This window comes from Pseudomonas sp. C9 (assembly GCF_002000165.1).
Classification (GTDB): domain Bacteria; phylum Pseudomonadota; class Gammaproteobacteria; order Pseudomonadales; family Pseudomonadaceae; genus Aquipseudomonas.
Genome location: NZ_MPAK01000001.1, coordinates 1,084,082 through 1,103,217, shown reverse-complemented (window position 1 = coordinate 1,103,217; position 19,136 = coordinate 1,084,082). Strand labels below are relative to the sequence as shown.

The following is a 19,136-nucleotide window of genomic DNA, read 5'->3' as shown; positions in this document are numbered from 1 at the left end:
TGTCAGCAAGCGCTTAAGAGGCAATCAGTTGCCGCAACACGTAATGCAAGATCCCCCCGGACTTGAAGTATTCGACTTCATTGAGCGTGTCGATCCGGCACAGCACTTCGATCTTTTCCTTGCTGCCATCTTCGCGGGTGATGACCAGTGTCAGGTTCATCCGCGGCGTCAGCTCTACGCCAGTCAATCCGAGGATATCCAGCGTCTCCTTGCCACTCAGTTTCAGGATCTTGCGGTTCTGATCGAGTTTGAACTGCAACGGCAACACACCCATGCCGACGAGGTTGGAGCGGTGAATCCGTTCGAAGCTTTCGGCGATGACCGCTTTTACGCCCAGCAGGTTGGTGCCCTTGGCTGCCCAGTCGCGGCTTGAGCCGGTTCCGTATTCCTGGCCGGCAATCACCACCAGCGGCGTGCCCGACGCTTGATAACGCATGGCCGCGTCGTAGATCGGCATTTTCTCCATCGTGGGGATATAGAAGGTATTGCCGCCTTCTTCGCCGCCGAGCATTTCGTTGCGGATACGAATGTTGGCAAAGGTGCCGCGCATCATCACTTCGTGGTTGCCACGGCGGGAGCCGTAGGAGTTGAAGTCGCGCGGCTCCACGCCTTTGTCGCGCAAGTACTGTCCGGCCGGGCTGTCGGCCTTGATATTGCCGGCCGGGGAGATGTGGTCGGTTGTTACGGAGTCACCCAGCAGGGCAAGGATTCTGGCTTCGGCGACGTCCTTGACCACGGGTGGCGGTCCGCCGATGCCATCGAAAAACGGCGGATGCTGAATGTAAGTCGAGTCATCCTGCCAGACATAGGTCGCTGCTTGCGGGACCTGGATGGCCTGCCATTGTTCGTCGCCGGCAAATACTTGGGCGTATTCCTTGTGGAACATGGCGGTGTTGACCTGATTCACCGAGTCGGCGATCTCTTTGCTGCTCGGCCAGATGTCGCGCAAGTACACCGGGTTGCCCTCCTTGTCGTTGCCCAGCGGCTCACTGCTGATGTCGATGCGCACGGTACCGGCCAGCGCATACGCGACGACCAGCGGCGGGGAGGCCAGCCAGTTGGTTTTCACCAGTGGATGTACACGTCCCTCAAAGTTGCGGTTGCCCGACAAAACCGAGGCAACGGTCAGGTCAGCGGCCTGGATGGCTTTTTCGATGGGCTCCGACAGCGGGCCGGAATTGCCGATGCAGGTGGTGCAGCCGTACCCGACAAGGGCAAAACCCAACTCATCGAGATAGCGTGTCAGGCCCGCTGCCTTGTAGTAGTCAGTGACCACTTTGGAGCCCGGCGCCAGTGAGCTCTTGACCCACGGTTTACGCATGAGGCCTTTTTCAATGGCCTTTTTCGCCACCAGACCCGCCGCCATCATCACGCTCGGGTTGGAGGTGTTGGTGCAGGAGGTGATCGCGGCAATCACCACCGCGCCGTTTTTCAATCGATAGGTCTGGCCGCCGTGTTCGTAGTCGGCTTCACCGGCCAGATCGGCATTGCCTACTGCGACACCGCCGCCGCCTTCACTTTCCAGGCGACCTACTTCCTTGCTGGTGGGTTTGAATTGCAGGTCGATGAAGTCGGTGAACGCCTGCGCGACATTGGGCAATGAAACGCGATCCTGTGGACGTTTTGGCCCGGCGAGGCAGGCTTCGACATTGGCCATGTCCAGCGCCAGGCTGCCGGTGAACACTGGTTCCTTGCCCGGCAAGCGCCACAGGCCTTGAGCCTTGCTATACGCCTCGACCAGTTTCACCGTTTCCGGCGGCCGGCCGGACAAACGCAAATACTCCAGCGTCACATCGTCTACCGGAAAGAAGCCACAGGTGGCGCCGTATTCCGGGGCCATGTTGGCGATGGTCGCGCGATCGGCCAGCGGCAGGTCGGCGAGGCCGTCACCGTAGAACTCGACGAATTTGCCGACCACACCTTTCTTGCGCAGCATCTGGGTGACGGTCAGCACCAGGTCGGTGGCGGTGATGCCTTCCTTGAGTTTACCGGTGAGCTTGAAGCCGATCACTTCGGGGATCAGCATCGACACGGGTTGGCCGAGCATCGCTGCTTCCGCTTCGATTCCGCCGACGCCCCAGCCGAGGACGCCAAGGCCGTTGATCATGGTGGTGTGGGAGTCGGTGCCGACCAGCGTGTCGGGGAAGGCATAGGTACGACCGTCCTCGTCCTTGGTCCAGACCGTGCGGCCCAGGTATTCCAGATTGACCTGATGGCAGATCCCGGTGCCCGGTGGCACTACGCTGAAGTTGTCGAATGCGCTCTGGCCCCAACGCAGGAACGCGTAACGCTCACCGTTGCGCTGCATTTCGATGTCGACGTTCTGTTCGAAGGCGCTGGAACTGCCAAATTTGTCGACCATCACCGAGTGGTCGATCACCAGGTCCACCGGCGACAGCGGATTGATGCGCTGCGGATCGCCGCCGGCCTTGGCCATGGCGGCGCGCATGGCTGCCAGGTCGACCACGGCGGGAACGCCGGTAAAGTCTTGCATTAGTACGCGGGCGGGGCGGTACTGGATTTCGCGGTCGGAGCTACGCTCCTTGAGCCACGCGGCAATCGCCTTGAGGTCGGCACCGGTGACGGTTTTTTCATCTTCCCAGCGCAGCAGGTTTTCCAGCAGTACTTTCAACGACATGGGCAATGTGTCGAGATCACCGAGGCTCTTGGCGGCCTCGGGCAGACTGAAATAGTGGTAGGTCTTGTCGTCGACTTGCAGGGTTTTAAGGGTTTTCAGGCTATCGAGAGAGGGCATTACGATCACTCCTTTAAGTCCGCACGGCTACGGACTGAGGGGATGGGCAGAGCATTAAACCTAGCCCTGTTTTGAGTAGCTGGCTAATAACTGGACTCTATGGCCAAGTCCAAGGTTCCGAACTCGGCTATCATGCGCCGGTTTTCGTGACAGGCTTTGCTTCAACGCAAGTCTGGGCATCGCGCAGTGGTTGAATGTCTCGCCATCTGCCCAGGAGTAAAAATGAACACCCTCTTTATGCATTGCCGGCCGGGCTTCGAAGGCGAAGTCTGTTCCGAGATTTCTGAACACGCGGCGCGTCTGAACGTGGCCGGTTATGCCAAGGCCAAAACCGCCAGCGCCTGCGCCGAGTTCATCTGCACCGAAGAAGACGGCGCCGAACGCTTGATGCGTGGCCAGCGTTTCGCCGAGCTGATCTTCCCGCGCCAATGGGCTCGCGGAATTTTCATCGACCTGCCGGAAACCGACCGCATCAGCGTAATCCTCGCGCACATGGCGGACTTTCCGCTGTGCGGCAGCCTGTGGCTGGAAATGGTCGACACCAACGATGGCAAGGAACTGTCGAACTTCTGCAAGAAATTCGAAGGTCACCTGCGCAAGGCGCTGATGGCCGCCGGCAAACTGGTGGAAGATGCGCACAAACCGCGCCTGCTGCTGACGTTCAAGAGCGGCCGTGAAGTGTTCATGGGCCTGGCCGAGTCAAACAACTCGGCGATGTGGCCGATGGGCATTCCGCGCCTGAAATTTCCGCGTGAGGCCCCGAGCCGTTCGACGCTGAAGCTGGAAGAGGCCTGGCATCACTTCATCCCACGCGATCAGTGGGATGAGCGTCTGCACAGTGACATGACCGGCGTTGACCTTGGCGCTGCCCCCGGCGGCTGGACCTGGCAACTGGTCAATCGCGGCATGCTGGTGACCGCTATCGACAACGGCCCGATGGCCGAAAGCTTGATGGACACCGGGCTGGTGCAACACTTGATGGCCGACGGTTTTACTTTCAAGCCTCGCCAGCCGGTGGACTGGATGGTCTGCGACATCGTCGAGAAGCCGGCGCGTAACGCTGCGATGCTGGAGGAGTGGATTGGCGAGGGGCATTGCCGGGAAGCGGTGGTCAACCTCAAACTGCCAATGAAACAGCGTTACGCTGAAGTTAAGCGTTTGCTGGAACGCATCGCCGACGGCTTCAAGGAGCGCGGTATCCGGGTCGAGATCGGCTGCAAACAGCTGTACCACGATCGCGAAGAAGTGACCTGCCATTTGCGTCGGCTGGATGTGAAGAAACCCAAGTCCCGCTGATTCTCACGGACCTCTGTGGGAAAGAGCTTTTGTGGGAGCCGGGCTTGCCCGCGATGCAGGCGACTCGGTTTGACGTCGAACCCGGTTGATGCCATCGCGGGCAAGCCCAGCTCCCACAACAGCTGACCCCCACAGGGGCGGCGGTATGCCACAGATGACCGAACACCCGGCAATGCGCGACAATGCCGGCCAGTTTCAGGAGTTAATCATGAGTGAAATGTTTGATACGCCGGTTGACGGCACGCTCGACGCCACCGGCCTCAATTGCCCGGAGCCAGTGATGATGTTGCACCAGCACATCCGTGACCTGGTGCCTGGCGGTCTGCTCAAGGTGATCGCCACCGACCCGTCGACCCGTCGCGACATTCCCAAGTTCTGCGTGTTTCTCGACCACGAGTTGGTGGGGCAGCACGAAGAGGCTGGCACCTACCTCTACTGGATTCGCAAGAAGCTCGATTAACGGGCACAAAAAAAGGGCCTGCAAACGCAGGCCCTTTTTTGTATTCGCTCATCCCGCCGAATGGCTGATGCGAATTCGCTTGCGTGCACTGCGCGCCAGGCGGATCGACAGCATCACGGCTGCGCAACTCAAGCCCACGATCAAACCTTGCCACAGGCCGCTCGGGCCGCTCGGCGCGCCGAACCAATCGGTCAGGCCCAGCGCGTAACCCACCGGCAAACCAATCCCCCAGTAAGCGAACAGGGTCAGGATCATTGTCACGCGCGTGTCCTGATAACCGCGCAAAGCGCCGGCCGCTGTCACCTGGATCGCATCGGAAAACTGGAACAACGCCGAGTACACGATAAGCATGGCAGCCACGCGAATCACCGTCGGGTCAGCGGTGTAGATCGCTGCAATGTGCTCGCGCAGCAACAACATCATGCTTGCGGAAAGGCAGGCATACGCCAGCGCCGTGCCCATGCCGACACCGGCGGCGAAACGTGCCTCGCGTGGCTCCTGGCGACCGAGGGCCTGGCCGACCCGGACCGTCACGGCCATGCCGAGGGAATAAGGGATCATGAACACCAGCGAGCTGAAGTTCAGGGCGATCTGGTGCCCGGCCACCACGGTGGCGCCGAGGCTGCCGATCAGCAGCGCAATCACCGCAAAAATGCTCGACTCGGCGAACACTGCGATGCCGATCGGCAGGCCGATGCCCAGCAAGCGTTTGATCACCGACCATTGTGGCCAGTCGAAACGACTGAACAACTGGCTCGACTGATAAGCCGGCGCCCAGCGCTCCCAGCCGGCCATGCCCAGCGCCATCACCCACATCACAATCGCGGTGGCCCACCCGCAGCCGACACCGCCCATGGCCGGCACACCGAAGTGGCCGTAGATGAAGACGTAATTCAGCGGGATATTCAGCGCCAGCCCGCACAGGCCAAGCACCATCGCCGGGCGCGTGCGGCCCAGGCCATCACTGAAACAGCGCAATACATGATAGAAGGCGACGGCGGGCAAACCGCTGGCGATGCCGTGCAAGTACTGCATGCAGGGGCCGATCAATTCGGGATCGACGTTCATGATGTGCAGGATCGGCTCGGCGCTGAACAGGATGCCGGTCGCCATCAAACCGACCACCAAGGCCAGCCAAAGGGCCTGACGCACAATCGGGCCGATCTCGCTGTGGGTGCCGGCGCCAAAACGCTGGGCGACTTTGGGTGTGGTTGCCAGCAGGGTGCCGGTCATCAGCAGAAACACCGGGACCCAGATCGAGTTACCCAGCGCTACGGCCGCCAGATCGCGAGGCCCGACCCGGCCTGCCATCACCGCATCGACAAAGCCCATGGCGGTGGTCGCCAGTTGCGCGATCATGATCGGCAGCGCCAGCGTGAGCAGGTTTTTCAGCTCCAGGCGAACCCGGGCCGGGCGGGTGAGGGAGAGTGTGGCGGGGTGGTCAGTCACGGAATTCAAGGGCGAAACGTCCAAAGGTTTTAATGCGCAAGGCGACGCATTCTACGCCCTGACGCAGTGGTCAGGAAAAGTCCTGTGTTAGGGATTTGTAATCATATTCCGGACGTTGCGACATGCCTTGTAGCAGCTGGCGAAGCCTGCGTCCGGCTGCGAAGCAGTCGTAAAGTCAGACGATGCGGTGTTTCAGTAAGACTGCAAACTCAGGTTTTACGACTGCAGCGCAGCCGGACGCAGGCTTCGCCAGCTGCTACAAGGATGCGCAATGCCTGCTGGCTCAGTACAGGCATCTGCGCCTACACTGCCGATCCGCCAAAGGAGCCTGCCATGCTGATTGTTGCCGACGAAAATATCCCGCTGCTCGATGCCTTCTTCTCAGGTTTCGGTGAAATCCGCCGGGTACCGGGACGGTCCATCGACCGCGCCACCGTCGAACAAGCCGATGTGTTGCTGGTGCGCTCAGTGACCAACGTCAATCGTGCCTTGCTCGAAGGCAGCAACGTGCGTTTTGTCGGTACGTGCACCATCGGCACCGATCACCTGGACCTGGATTACTTTCAGCGCGCCGGCATCACCTGGTCCAGCGCGCCCGGCTGCAACGCCCGGGGCGTCGTCGACTATGTGCTGGGCAGCCTGTTGACCCTGGCTGAAATCGAAGGGGTCGACCTGACCCCGCGCACCTATGGCGTGGTCGGTGCCGGCGAAGTGGGTGGGCGACTGGTCAAGGTCCTGAAAGGCCTGGGCTGGAAAGTGCTGGTGTGCGATCCGCCCCGGCAAGCGGCTGAAGGCGGCGACTTCGTCAGCCTCGAACAGATCATCGAGCAGTGCGATGTCATCAGTCTGCACACGCCCTTGAAGAAAAGCGGCGCGCAGTCGACCTGGCATCTGTTTGATCAAAACCGTTTGAACCAGCTCAAGCCTGGCACCTGGCTGATCAACGCCAGTCGTGGCCCGGTGGTCGACAACGCCGCCCTGCGCCAGGTGTTGCTGGAGCGCGAAGACCTGCAAGCCGTGCTCGACGTTTGGGAAGGCGAGCCTGAAGTCGATGTAGCGTTGGCTGAGCTGTGTGTACTGGCAACACCGCACATTGCCGGATACAGCCTTGATGGCAAACAGCGTGGGACGGCGCAGATTTATCAAGCGTATTGCGAGTTTCTCGGGCAACCGGCGCCCATCAGCCTGAATGATTTGCTGCCGGCGCCTTGGTTGTCGCAAGTGACCTTGAATGCGCAAGCAGACCCGGCGTGGGCGTTGGCCATGTTGTGCCGTGGCGTGTACGACCCGCGCCGTGACGATGCGGACTTTCGGCGCAGCCTGGTCGGTAATGTGAGCGAACAGCGCGCAGCGTTTGATGCGCTGCGCAAACACTATCCGTCGCGTCGGGAGATTGATGGGTTGCAGGTGCGGATTGAGGGCGAGTCAGCTCAATTGCACAAGATCGTGGCGGCGTTGGGTGCTGTGACAGTCTAGGGACCGAGTCGGCCCTATCGCGGGCAAGCCACGCTCCCACAGATCTTGAGTCATCCACCCAACCTGTGGGAGCGTGGCTTGCCCGCGATAGGGTGCGCAGCACCCTCAAAAATCACCCATAAAAAACCCGGCCCTTCAGGGCCGGGTCAAGAAGACGGTGGCTATATCACTTTTGTTTGGCAGGCTTGACCAATCGCTTTTCCAGTTCGCTGCACGCTTGCTGGATCATGTCTTCAGTGATCGGTACTTCGCGGCCCTGTTCATCGATAATCGAGCAACCCAGAGACTGGTCTGGCTGCGTGCGGATCACTTGAATCTTGTCATCGCTGCTGTGTTGCAAGGACATGGCCTGTCTCCTCATCAGGTTGTGTGCTTACTCTAAAACCCTCAGGTGACCGGGCTATGACAACTCCCTGCGATCTTTCCCGACGGAAACATCAGTCCACCAGAAATTTAAAAACGTTGCTACCCGGACTTTAGACCAATAGCGTCTAGAGACTAGTCGTCGCGGTCATATTTAACCTGACTCATTGTGATTTACAGGGTTCAACCGCTGGCGGTGTAGGCTGGCTACAACCTTTGCATACTGGATACTCCGATGCTCTCTGCCCGTTACCGCCGTGCGATCCGCCTGACCAGTCGCTTTCTTGTGCCTTACCGCTGGCAAGCCCTTGGCGCGCTGCTCGCATTGATTGTCACCGCCGGCATTACCTTGTCGATGGGGCAGGGCATTCGCATGGTGGTGGATCAGGGGTTCATGACCCGATCACCGCACTTGCTCAATCAGTCCATCGGCTTGTTCATGGTGTTGGTGGTCGGGCTGGCGGTCGGCACCTTTGCGCGTTTTTACCTGGTGTCGTGGATCGGCGAGCGCGTGGTCGCTGACATCCGCCGGCAAGTATTCAACCATCTGATTTACTTGCATCCGGGGTTCTATGAAAACAATCGCAGTTCCGAGATCCAGTCGCGGCTGACCGCCGATACAACGTTGCTGCAATCGGTGATCGGCTCTTCGTTGTCGCTGTTCCTGCGCAACACGCTGATGATCATCGGCGGGATTGTGCTGCTGTTCATCACCAACCCCAAACTCACCAGCATCGTGGTGGTCGCATTACCGCTGGTCATCGCCCCGATTCTGATTTTCGGGCGTCGGGTGCGCAGTCTGTCGCGCCTGAGCCAGGACCGTATCGCTGACATCGGTAGCTACGTCGCTGAAACCCTCGGCCAGATCAAGACGGTGCAGGCCTACAACCATCAGGTCCAGGACGAGCAGCGTTTCGCCGTGACGGTGGAAGAGGCGTTCAACACGGCTCGTAAACGTATTTTCCAGCGAGCCTGGCTGATTACGCTGGTGATCGTGCTGGTGTTGGGCGCGGTGGGCGTCATGTTGTGGGTCGGCGGCATGGATGTGATTGCCGGTCGGATCTCGTCCGGTGAACTGGCGGCATTTGTTTTCTACAGTCTGATCGTGGGCAGTGCGTTCGGCACCTTGAGCGAAGTGATCGGCGAGTTGCAGCGTGCAGCGGGCGCGGCCGAGCGGATTGCTGAGTTGCTGCGCTCGGAAAACATCATCCAGCCGCCGAGCTCTGGCCTGGTGACCTTGCCGGAGCGGGTGAAGGGCGATCTGGTTCTACAAGATGTGCGTTTTTCCTACCCGTCGCGTCCGCAAAGCTACGCGGTCGATGGTTTGAGCCTGACCATTAACGCGGGCGAAACCCTGGCCCTGGTCGGCCCCTCCGGTGCCGGTAAATCCACCGTGTATGACCTGCTGCTGCGTTTTTACGATCCGGCCGCAGGGCGAATCCTGCTCGATGGCGTGCCATTGACCCAGCTCGACCCACTCGACCTGCGCCGTTGCTTCGCCCTGGTTTCGCAAAACCCGGCACTGTTTTTTGGCAGCATCGAGGAGAACATTCGCTACGGCAATCCAGCGGCGACACCCGCGCAAGTTCAGGAGGCCGCAAAAATTGCCTACGCCCATGAATTTATCGAACACATGCCCAATGGCTACCAGACCCATCTCGGCGACGCAGGGCTGGGCTTGTCGGGTGGTCAGCGCCAACGCCTGGCCATCGCTCGGGCGTTGCTGGTGGACGCACCCATCCTGCTGCTCGACGAAGCCACCAGCGCACTCGATGCGCAAAGTGAACACCTGATCCAACAGGCCCTGCCGAGCTTGATGAAAAACCGCACCACCCTGGTGATCGCCCACCGTTTGGCCACCGTGAAAAACGCCGACCGGATTGCCGTGATGGATCAGGGTAGGTTGGTGGCGGTGGGCACGCATCAGGAGTTGATTGCGAGCAATGCGCTGTATGCGCGGTTGGCGGCGTTGCAGTTCAGTGATGGCAAGGCCGAGCTTGGTCTTTACCTGTAAGCGTCGTGTAGGAGATGTGTAGGAGCTGTCGAGTGAAACGAGGCTGCGATCAAAAATTCGCAGCCTCGTTTCACTCGACAGCTCCTACACATCTCCTACAACACCGGTTCCGCGCTGTTCCTGTTTAACGGGCGCTACCGGTCACTGATCGTCGAAGAACCGTTCATGCCATTCCACCAGCGGTTGGGGCGTATTGAGCTTGTGACCGTAGATCACCGAATACGACAGCACGTTCTGTACGTATTGGCGGGTTTCGTCGAACGGGATGCTTTCCACCCACACGTCGTAGCTCAAGTGATCGGCACCACGTAGCCACTGGCGTACGCGGCCCGGGCCGGCGTTGTAGGCGGCGGAGGCGAGGACGCGGTTGCCATTGAACTGGCTGTGGACCTGGCTCAGATAAGCGGCGCCGAGCTGGATGTTCTTGTCCGGGTCAAGCAGCTGCTGCGGCGAGGAGTACGGAATGCTGAACTTGCGCGCGGTTTCCTTGGCGGTGGCAGGCATCAATTGCATCAGGCCTGTGGCGCCGACACCAGAGCGGGCGTCGTCCATAAAGGCACTTTCCTGGCGGGTGATGGCGAATGCCCAGCTCGAATGGATACCGCGGTTTTTGGATTCGCGGACCAGCGCATCGCGGTGGGCCATCGGGAAGCGGATGTCCAGATCGTCCCAGTACTGCGCCTGACTGATGGTGCGAATCGCCGGGAAATACCATTTCAGGTCATAGGCCAATTTGGCCTGGGCAACCATTTCGTCGCGGCTGAAATGACGGCTGACGTAGTACCACTCCCGGCGCCCGTCGGCGATCTGTCCACGGGCGTGCAGCTCCAGGGCGCGGCGTACGCCAGGAGTGTTGCGCACCTTGTTGGTCAACGCTTGGCTCAATACCAACGGTTTGTTGACCAGCGAATAGGGCGACTGCGAACGATCGGCCGCCATGAAGCCATAGAAATCGCGCTCGCGAGAGAGGTTTTTATAAAGCGTTTGCGGTTCCGCGTTCTGAGGCTGGGCCAGCTCAAGGCTGCGGGCTTGCCAGTAACGCCAGCGATTGGTGGTCGCCAGGTCCTGCGGCAAACGCCGGGTCAATTGATAGGCATCGTCCCAGCGGGCCAGGCGCAACAGTAGCCGCATGCGCCATTCGGACACGGTGTTGTCGCGCAGTTCCGGGTCGTACTTGGTCATCACGTCCAGTGCGCGGCTGTCGTAACGTCGTGCGAGTGTCAGTCCGATTTCCCGGGCGATCGCCACTTTTTCATCGCGGGAGAAGTGCATGCTGCTGGCATAACCGTCGAGCAGGTCCATGGCCTTGTCCGGGTCTTGCTTGGCCAGGCGGCGCAGGCCGAGGCTGACGATGTCGGACATCGGTTCGTCGGCCGGGGTGAAGCGCGAAGGCTGGTTGAGCAGCTCGGGTTTTTGCGCCACATCAATCAGTAATCGACCGCGAGGAGCGAGGGTGGTCAGGCCGTTAACGAGGCTTTTGGCCAGCGGATAATTGCGCGCCTGGGCGGCGAGCTTGGTGCGCTCCCAGCGTTTTTGCTCGGTCAATTGACCTTCGGCGGCCCATTGCCCGAACAGTGCATCGCAGGCCTCAGGTTGGGATTTGCCGGTCAGCCAGAGCTTGTTGGCGTTGGCATAACCTTCGGCCTTCTGGTTATGACTGATCTGATACTGCGCGTTCAGACAGTCCAGTTCGGTGAAGTTGAGCTTGGGGTCGTAATACTTGACGAAGGTCGCCCATTCGCCACGGTCCGCCAGCCAGCGCAGCCAGCGTAATTTCATCCAGTTGGCTTGCGGCAGGTCACCGTGCTCGGCGAGGAATTTCTCGATTTCGGCATTGCTGGCGGTTTTTAGGCGCGCGGTCAATTCGTCATAGGCCAGGTAGGGCTCCAGCGGGTAATCGCTGAGGGCCTGGCTGTAACGGAAGTAAGGACCGGAATCGCCCTTGGCCAAGGCTCGCTTGGCTTCATCGTAATACTGACGCTGGGTGGACAGGTCCACCGCCTGGGCTGATTGGACGGCAGTGGCAGAAAGAAGCAGACAAGATAAAAGACTGAAAAGGCGACTGCGCATGAGACGTCCGGGCAGAGAAATCATGACAAGTGCGGGTAATGCCCGCACTGAATTGTTTGTAGCTTAGCCTTTTGCCAGCAGCAGGCGAAAGCTTTGCGGGCCTGTCAGCATAAGTTCGCAACATTTGTTGTGCAGAGTGCTTCGAGAGTGAAATTGCCGGCCTTCTGAAGCCTCAAGTCAGGTAGAATGCGCGCCCGGTTTTTGGAGAAGCTCATGACCCTGCTCAAATTCAGCGATGTGTCCCTTGCTTTCGGCGCTATGCCGTTGTTGGACAAGGTGTCCTGGCAGATCGCCCGTGGTGAGCGGGTGTGCATCATCGGCCGCAATGGCACTGGCAAGTCCAGCATGATGAAGCTCGTCAAGGGCGACCAGAAGCCCGATGAGGGCTCCGTTTGGCGTGCACCTGGCCTCAAGATTGGCGAATTGCCGCAAGAATTGCCGGTAGCCGACGAGCGGACCGTGTTCGACGTGGTTGCCGAAGGCCTGGACGGCGTGGGCGAGCTGCTCGCGCAGTATCACCACCTGAGCCAGAACATCGTCACCGACGCCGATCTGGACAAGCTGATGCACGTCCAGCACGACCTCGAAGCCCGCGATGGCTGGCGTCTGCAGCAACTGGTCGACAGCACGTTGAGCCGTCTGCAGTTGCCAGCCGACAAGACCCTCGCCGAGTTATCCGGTGGCTGGCGTCGTCGCGTCCTGCTGGCCCAGGCCCTGGTTTCCGAACCGGACCTGCTGCTGCTCGACGAACCGACCAACCACTTGGACATCGGTGCAATTGCCTGGCTTGAAGAAGCGCTGAAGGATTTCCAGGGCGCCGTGCTGTTCATCACGCACGACCGTTCATTCCTGCAAAACCTCGCGACTCGCATTCTGGAACTTGATCGCGGTGGCCTGATCGACTGGAACGGCGACTACGCCAGTTTCCTCGTGCACAAAGAAGCCTCGCTGGCGGCTGAAGAAACTGCCAACGCGCTGTTCGACAAGAAGCTGGCTCAGGAAGAAGTCTGGATCCGCCAGGGCATCAAGGCCCGTCGCACCCGTAACGAAGGCCGTGTCCGCGCGTTGAAAGCCCTGCGCGTCGAACGCAGCGAACGTCGTGAGCGCACCGGCAAGGCCAACATTCAGCTGGATACCGCTGACAAGTCCGGCAAGCAGGTGATGGTCCTCGAGAACGTGAGCTTCGCTCACCCGGGTGGCCCGTTCCTGATCAAGGATTTCTCGATGGTCCTGACGCGCGGCGACCGTATCGGTCTGCTCGGCGCCAACGGTACCGGCAAAACCACACTGCTGAAGCTGATGCTCAGCGGTCTGCAACCTACCAGCGGCACAGTGGAAGAGGGGACGCGCATCGACGTGGCCTACTTCGACCAGTTGCGCCATCAGCTGGACCTGGAAAAGACCGTGATCGACAACGTGGCCGAAGGTCGCGACTTCATCGACATCGATGGTCAGAGCCGTCACGTGCTGAGCTACCTCGGCGACTTCCTGTTCAGCCCGCAGCGTGCCCGCACGCCGGTCAAGGCGCTGTCCGGTGGCGAGCGTGCCCGTTTGTTGCTGGCGAAGCTGTTCAGCAAGCCGGCGAACCTGCTGGTCCTCGACGAACCGACCAACGACCTCGACGTCGAAACCCTCGAGCTGCTGGAAGAGGTGCTGCTGACCTTCAACGGCACCGTGCTGATGGTCAGTCACGACCGGGCATTCCTCGATAACGTGGTCACCAGCACCCTGGTCTTCGAAGGTGAGGGCAAGGTTCGTGAGTACGTCGGTGGCTACCAAGACTGGCTGCGTCAGGGCGGTTCGCCGCGTCTGCTGGGCGTGACCGAGAGCAAATCCGGCAAAGCTGACCTGACTTCGGCGGTCGTGACCGCAGAAGCTGCGCCGGTTGCCGTTGCAGTTGAAGCGCCGGTGGCGAAGAAGAAACTCAGCTACAAGTTGCAGCGCGAGCTGGAAATGTTGCCGAGCCAGATCGAAGCCATGGAGCAGCAGATTGCTGTGGTTGAAGCGCAAATGGCTGATGCCGCTTTCTATCAGCGTCCTGCTGCCGAGACCGCCACCGTAATTGCTCAGTTGGAGCAGTTGCAGGCCGAGCTCGACGTGAGGGTCGAGCGCTGGGCCGAACTGGATGCCTGATTGATCCTGCTGTAAAAAAGCCCGGCGTTCAGTGATGAACGCCGGGCTTTTCATATGGAGTGAGATCTACAAGGCTACAGCGATCCATTGTGGGAGCGAGCTTGCTCGCGATGGCGGTCTGCCAGTCAATATTGATGTCGGCTGACAGGACCTCATCGCGAGCAAGCTCGCTCCCACAGGGGGTTCGTGTTTCAGCTTTTGATCAGGCGCACCGCGAGCACATCGCAAGGCGCACCGTGCAGCACGTCATTGGCGGTCGAACCCAGCAGTAAGGCCAGGCCGTGTCGACCGTGGCTGCCCACCACGATCAGGTCGCAAGCCTGTTCCTTGGCCAGATGGTGAATCTCCTGGCGCGGCTGGCCGTAAGTCAGGTGGCTGTATTCCTTGGAGAGTTCCGGATACTTCACAATCAGCCGGTCCAGGCGCTCCTTGGCCTGATCGAACTGCTGCTGTTGCAGTTGTGACAGGTCCATGGGGACGTCACCGCCAAAGGCCATGGCCATTGGTTCGACAATGTGCACCAGGGACAGCTTTGCCCCGTTGCTCACCGACAGCTCGCGAGCCCGGTGGATTACAGGGTCGCACTCTTCGGTTAGATCTACAGCGACCAGAATGTGGTTGTAGGGCATGAGGTGCTCCTCCTGAGGGTTGCAATATTGGTAAGTATGGCTGGTTTCAAGCGCATTGGTTTCTATGTGGCTCAAAGCGCTCATCAAGATTCGGGAGTACAGATATGACGGTCTGGATAGTGGTGTCAATCCTGCTGGTGGTACTGAGTCCGCTCGCATGGTTGCGGCCGTCTCGTGGTCAGAGCGGGCGAATGGCCCTGCGCATGGAGGCGCGACGTATCGGTCTGGCCATGCAACTGGCGCCTCAAGAGTGGCCGCATTGGCTGAGCAAGGAGCCGCCGAGCCCCTGTGCCCAGTACCATCGCCCGCGTCGTGGCAATCAACCCGCATGCTGGAGTTACTGGCAAAAATCGCCGGGTGTGTGGGTGAATCAGTGGCAGGAGGTTTGCGAGGATCCGGCGTTATTGATTCATTTCGAAAAGTTGCCAGAAAACGTCTACAAGGTTGAGGCAGACAAGCAGATGATCACGTTGTATTGGGGCGAGAAGGGCGAGGCGACGGTTTTGCAAGACATCGACGCCGTACTGAAAGCGCTGGCGTGAGCCGAGGATATTTCGCACTGCAATGGCGCGAAATGTCCGGCAGACAGGCAATAAAAAGCCCGACATCATCATCGGGCTGGGGTTGGCCAGGCAGGCCGGTAATTCGCTGTAGGGCTGATCTTGCGCCCGGTATTCGCCAAACACGTTCATCTTTTTTCTTCAGATTCCTGCCAGCGTAGCTTGTTAAACACGGGCTGCAGCGAATTAGGGCGACTTTTCTAACTATTGATTCTATGAATGGATCCACATGCATCTGCGTGTTGAAGATCTTCGCAGTACGGAAGTGACCGCAAAGTCGCGTTTCAACCCGTATTTTGGGCGATTGACAATTGTCGGAAATTCCGTGAAGGTGGCGTACCCAAATCAAACGGGCGTATGAATTGAGCGTTTGTATTTCAGATCGCTCCTACAGAATCCCGACTATCGCGTTGGAGGGTGTGCCAGGTGGATTGGCGTAGCATCGACGTTTAACGTCCTGCCGAGCCATTCACTTGCGTCCGACGTGTACTGTTCAGCTTCCATATCGTGGAGATCAGTTGATGATTTACGAAGGTAAAGCCATCACGGTTAAGGCTCTTGAAAGTGGCATCGTCGAACTGAAGTTCGACCTCAAGGGTGAGTCCGTCAACAAGTTCAACCGTCTAACCCTGAACGAACTGCGTCAGGCTGTGGACACCATCAAGGCAGATGCTTCGATCAAGGGCGTGATCGTCAGCAGTGGCAAGGACGTGTTCATCGTCGGCGCCGACATCACCGAATTTGTCGAAAACTTCAAGCTGCCTGATGCCGAGCTGGTTGCTGGCAATCTGGAAGCCAACAAGATTTTCAGCGATTTCGAAGACCTCAACGTCCCGACTGTCGCCGCAATCAACGGCATCGCCCTGGGTGGCGGTCTGGAGATGTGCCTGGCGGCGGACTACCGCGTCATGTCCACCAAGGCCAAGATCGGTCTGCCGGAAGTCAAACTGGGCATCTACCCAGGCTTCGGCGGTACTGTGCGTCTGCCGCGCCTGATCGGCGCCGACAACGCCATCGAGTGGATTGCCGCTGGTAAAGAAAACCGTCCTGAAGACGCGCTGAAAGTCGGCGCAGTGGACGCAGTGGTTGCTCCTGAGAAACTGCAGGAAGCGGCCCTGGAACTGATCAAGCGCGCCATTTCCGGTGAGTTTGATTACAAGGCCAAGCGTCAACCGAAGCTGGAAAAGCTGAAGCTGAACGCAATCGAACAAATGATGGCTTTCGAAACCGCCAAAGGTTTCGTAGCTGGTCAGGCTGGCCCGAACTACCCGGCGCCGGTTGAAGCGATCAAGACCATCCAGAAAGCCGCGAACTTCGGTCGCGATAAAGCGCTGGAAGTCGAAGCCGCCGGTTTCGTCAAACTGGCCAAGACCTCTGCCGCGCAGAGCTTGATCGGTCTGTTCCTGAATGATCAGGAGCTGAAGAAAAAGGCCAAGGCCTACGACGAAATCGCCAAAGACGTGAAGCAGGCTGCCGTATTGGGCGCCGGCATCATGGGTGGCGGTATCGCTTATCAGTCGGCCTCCAAAGGTACGCCGATCCTGATGAAGGACATCAACGAGCACGGCATCGAGCAAGGCCTGGCTGAAGCCGCCAAGCTGCTGGTCGGCCGCGTTGATAAAGGTCGCATGACCGCCGCGAAAATGGCTGAAGTGCTCAACGGCATTCGTCCAACCCTGTCCTACGGTGATTTCGGTCACGTGGACCTGGTGGTTGAGGCGGTTGTTGAAAACCCTAAGGTCAAGCAAGCCGTACTGGCCGAAGTCGAAGACAAGGTCAAAGAGGACACCATCCTCGCGTCCAACACCTCGACCATTTCCATCACCTTGCTGGCCAAAGCCCTCAAGCGTCCGGAAAACTTCGTCGGCATGCACTTCTTCAACCCTGTGCACATGATGCCGCTGGTTGAAGTAATCCGTGGCGAGAAGTCCAGCGAGCTGGCTGTTGCCACCACCGTTGCCTACGCCAAGAAAATGGGCAAGAACCCGATCGTCGTCAACGACTGCCCGGGCTTCCTGGTTAACCGCGTACTGTTCCCGTACTTCGGCGGTTTCGCCAAGTTGGTCAGCGCCGGTGTGGACTTCGTCCGTATCGACAAGGTCATGGAAAAATTCGGCTGGCCAATGGGCCCGGCGTACCTGATGGACGTGGTCGGCATCGACACCGGTCACCACGGTCGTGACGTGATGGCTGAAGGCTTCCCGGATCGCATGAAAGACGACCGCCGTACCGCGATCGACGTGCTTTACGAAGCCAAGCGCCTGGGTCAGAAGAACGGCAAGGGCTTCTACGCCTACGAGACCGACAAGCGCGGCAAGCAGAAGAAAGTTGCCGATCCATCGGTACTGGAGGTGCTCAAGCCGATCGTTTACGAGCAGCGCGAAGTCACTGACGAAGACATCATCAACTGGATGATGATCCCGCTGTGCCTGGAAACCGTGCGTTGCCTGGAAGACGGCATCGTCGAAACCGCTGCCGAAGCCGACATGGGTCTGGTCTACGGTATTGGTTTCCCTCCATTCCGCGGCGGTGCGCTGCGCTACATCGACTCGATCGGTGTTGCCGAGTTCGTTGCCCTGGCTGACCAGTACGCTGATTTGGGCGCGCTGTACCACCCGACCGCAAAACTGCGTGAAATGGCCAAAACCGGCCAACGGTTCTTCGGTTAAGCGTCCCAACACTTGAGCGAGAGTGAAATTTTATGAGCTTGAATCCAAGAGACGTCGTGATTGTCGACTTCGGTCGTACTCCGATGGGCCGCTCCAAGGGCGGCATGCACCGCAACACCCGCGCCGAAGACATGTCGGCGCACCTGATCAGCAAATTGCTGGAACGCAACGTCAAGGTTGACCCGAACGAAGTCGAAGACGTGATCTGGGGCTGCGTAAACCAGACCCTGGAGCAGGGCTGGAACATCGCGCGCATGGCATCCCTGATGACTCAGATCCCGCACACTGCTGCCGGTCAGACCGTCAGCCGTCTGTGTGGCTCGTCGATGAGCGCACTGCACACTGCTGCGCAAGCGATCATGACCGGCAACGGTGACGTGTTCGTCGTAGGCGGCGTCGAGCATATGGGTCACGTGAGCATGATGCACGGTGTCGATCCGAACCCGCACATGTCCCTGTACGCGGCGAAAGCCTCGGGCATGATGGGCCTGACCGCTGAAATGCTGGGCAAAATGCACGGCATCACTCGCGAACAGCAGGACGCTTTCGGCGTGCGCTCCCACCAACTCGCCCACAAGGCGACCCTGGAAGGCAAGTTCAAAGACGAAATCATCCCGATGCAGGGCTACGACGAGAACGGTTTCCTGAAACTGTTCGACTACGACGAAACCATTCGTCCGGAAACCACCCTGGAAAGCCTGGCGGCTCTGAAGCCAGCGTTTAACCCGAAGGGCGGCACCGTGACTGCGGGTACTTCGTCGCAAATCACCGACGGTGCTTCGTGCATGATCGTGATGTCGGCGCAGCGTGCTCAGGACCTGGGCATCCAGCCTATGGCCGTGATTCGTTCGATGGCAGTGGCAGGTGTGGACCCGGCAATCATGGGCTATGGTCCAGTACCGGCTACACAAAAAGCACTGAAGCGCGCGGGCCTTGGCATTAACGATATCGACTTCTTCGAGCTCAACGAAGCTTTCGCCGCACAGGCCCTGCCAGTGCTGAAAGATTTGAAAGTACTCGACAAGATGAACGAGAAGGTTAACCTGCACGGCGGCGCGATCGCCTTGGGTCACCCGTTCGGTTGCTCCGGTGCACGTATCTCCGGCACTCTGCTGAACGTGATGAAGCAAAATGGCGGCACCTTCGGGGTGGCTACCATGTGCATTGGTCTCGGCCAAGGCATCTCCACCGTCTTCGAACGCGTTTAAGCGTTCCGTTGACGGAAGCCGGGGCCAAGTGCCCCGGTTTTTGTTTTTCTGAAT

At 59.3% G+C, this 19,136-nt stretch carries 13 protein-coding genes; 8 read left to right on the top strand and 5 right to left on the bottom strand.

Annotation, left to right across the window (positions count from 1 at the left end):
• Positions 1–13: 13 nt before the first annotated feature.
• Positions 14–2,755 carry an aconitate hydratase AcnA gene (gene acnA / locus BMS17_RS05245; RefSeq protein ID WP_077430572.1) on the bottom strand — a complete coding sequence of 914 codons (2,742 nt, stop codon included), beginning with the start codon at positions 2,753–2,755 and terminating at the stop codon, positions 14–16.
• 222 nt (positions 2,756–2,977) lie between these two features.
• On the opposite strand from acnA, the gene rlmM reads away from it, so the two are divergent.
• Positions 2,978–4,051: a 23S rRNA (cytidine(2498)-2'-O)-methyltransferase RlmM gene (gene rlmM, locus BMS17_RS05240; protein ID WP_046027003.1), complete on the top strand. Its 1,074-nt coding sequence runs from the start codon at positions 2,978–2,980 to the stop codon at positions 4,049–4,051.
• Between the two features lie 208 nt (positions 4,052–4,259).
• On the top strand, positions 4,260–4,511 hold the full coding sequence (gene tusA, locus BMS17_RS05235; protein WP_046027146.1) for a sulfurtransferase TusA: 252 nt from the start codon (positions 4,260–4,262) through the stop codon (positions 4,509–4,511).
• Between the two features lie 48 nt (positions 4,512–4,559).
• Here tusA and BMS17_RS05230 read toward each other — a convergent pair whose 3' ends face one another.
• A complete protein-coding gene (locus BMS17_RS05230) occupies positions 4,560–5,969 on the bottom strand; it encodes an MATE family efflux transporter (protein WP_046027002.1) in 1,410 nt (469 codons plus the stop codon).
• Between the two features lie 324 nt (positions 5,970–6,293).
• Here BMS17_RS05230 and pdxB point away from each other — a divergent pair, with 324 nt between their 5' ends.
• Positions 6,294–7,436 carry a 4-phosphoerythronate dehydrogenase PdxB gene (gene pdxB / locus BMS17_RS05225; RefSeq protein ID WP_077430571.1) on the top strand — a complete coding sequence of 381 codons (1,143 nt, stop codon included), beginning with the start codon at positions 6,294–6,296 and terminating at the stop codon, positions 7,434–7,436.
• A gap of 166 nt (positions 7,437–7,602) precedes the next feature.
• Here pdxB and BMS17_RS05220 read toward each other — a convergent pair whose 3' ends face one another.
• Positions 7,603–7,782 carry a PA1571 family protein gene (locus tag BMS17_RS05220; protein ID WP_046027000.1) on the bottom strand — a complete coding sequence of 60 codons (180 nt, stop codon included), beginning with the start codon at positions 7,780–7,782 and terminating at the stop codon, positions 7,603–7,605.
• A gap of 252 nt (positions 7,783–8,034) precedes the next feature.
• On the opposite strand from BMS17_RS05220, the gene BMS17_RS05215 reads away from it, so the two are divergent.
• The gene (locus BMS17_RS05215) at positions 8,035–9,813 is read left to right on the top strand and encodes an ABC transporter transmembrane domain-containing protein (protein ID WP_077430570.1); all 1,779 of its coding nucleotides are present in this window, start codon (positions 8,035–8,037) and stop codon (positions 9,811–9,813) included.
• Positions 9,814–9,954: 141 nt separating this feature from the next.
• Here BMS17_RS05215 and BMS17_RS05210 read toward each other — a convergent pair whose 3' ends face one another.
• On the bottom strand, positions 9,955–11,883 hold the full coding sequence (locus BMS17_RS05210) for a transglycosylase SLT domain-containing protein (protein ID WP_077430569.1): 1,929 nt from the start codon (positions 11,881–11,883) through the stop codon (positions 9,955–9,957).
• Positions 11,884–12,096: 213 nt separating this feature from the next.
• Here BMS17_RS05210 and BMS17_RS05205 point away from each other — a divergent pair, with 213 nt between their 5' ends.
• The gene (locus BMS17_RS05205; RefSeq protein WP_077430568.1) at positions 12,097–14,016 is read left to right on the top strand and encodes an ATP-binding cassette domain-containing protein; all 1,920 of its coding nucleotides are present in this window, start codon (positions 12,097–12,099) and stop codon (positions 14,014–14,016) included.
• A gap of 191 nt (positions 14,017–14,207) precedes the next feature.
• Here BMS17_RS05205 and BMS17_RS05200 read toward each other — a convergent pair whose 3' ends face one another.
• The gene (locus tag BMS17_RS05200; RefSeq protein WP_077430567.1) at positions 14,208–14,645 is read right to left on the bottom strand and encodes a universal stress protein; all 438 of its coding nucleotides are present in this window, start codon (positions 14,643–14,645) and stop codon (positions 14,208–14,210) included.
• A gap of 104 nt (positions 14,646–14,749) precedes the next feature.
• Between BMS17_RS05200 and BMS17_RS05195 the strand changes: the two genes are divergently transcribed.
• From BMS17_RS05195 to fadA, 3 genes are all read left to right on the top strand, one after another.
• Positions 14,750–15,187: a hypothetical protein gene (locus BMS17_RS05195; protein ID WP_046026995.1), complete on the top strand. Its 438-nt coding sequence runs from the start codon at positions 14,750–14,752 to the stop codon at positions 15,185–15,187.
• 539 nt (positions 15,188–15,726) lie between these two features.
• Positions 15,727–17,874 (top strand): fatty acid oxidation complex subunit alpha FadB, encoded by a 2,148-nt coding sequence (gene fadB / locus BMS17_RS05190; RefSeq protein WP_027921690.1) that lies wholly within the window; start codon positions 15,727–15,729, stop codon positions 17,872–17,874.
• Positions 17,875–17,906: 32 nt separating this feature from the next.
• On the top strand, positions 17,907–19,082 hold the full coding sequence (fadA, locus tag BMS17_RS05185) for an acetyl-CoA C-acyltransferase FadA (protein WP_007944141.1): 1,176 nt from the start codon (positions 17,907–17,909) through the stop codon (positions 19,080–19,082).
• Positions 19,083–19,136 lie beyond the last annotated feature (54 nt).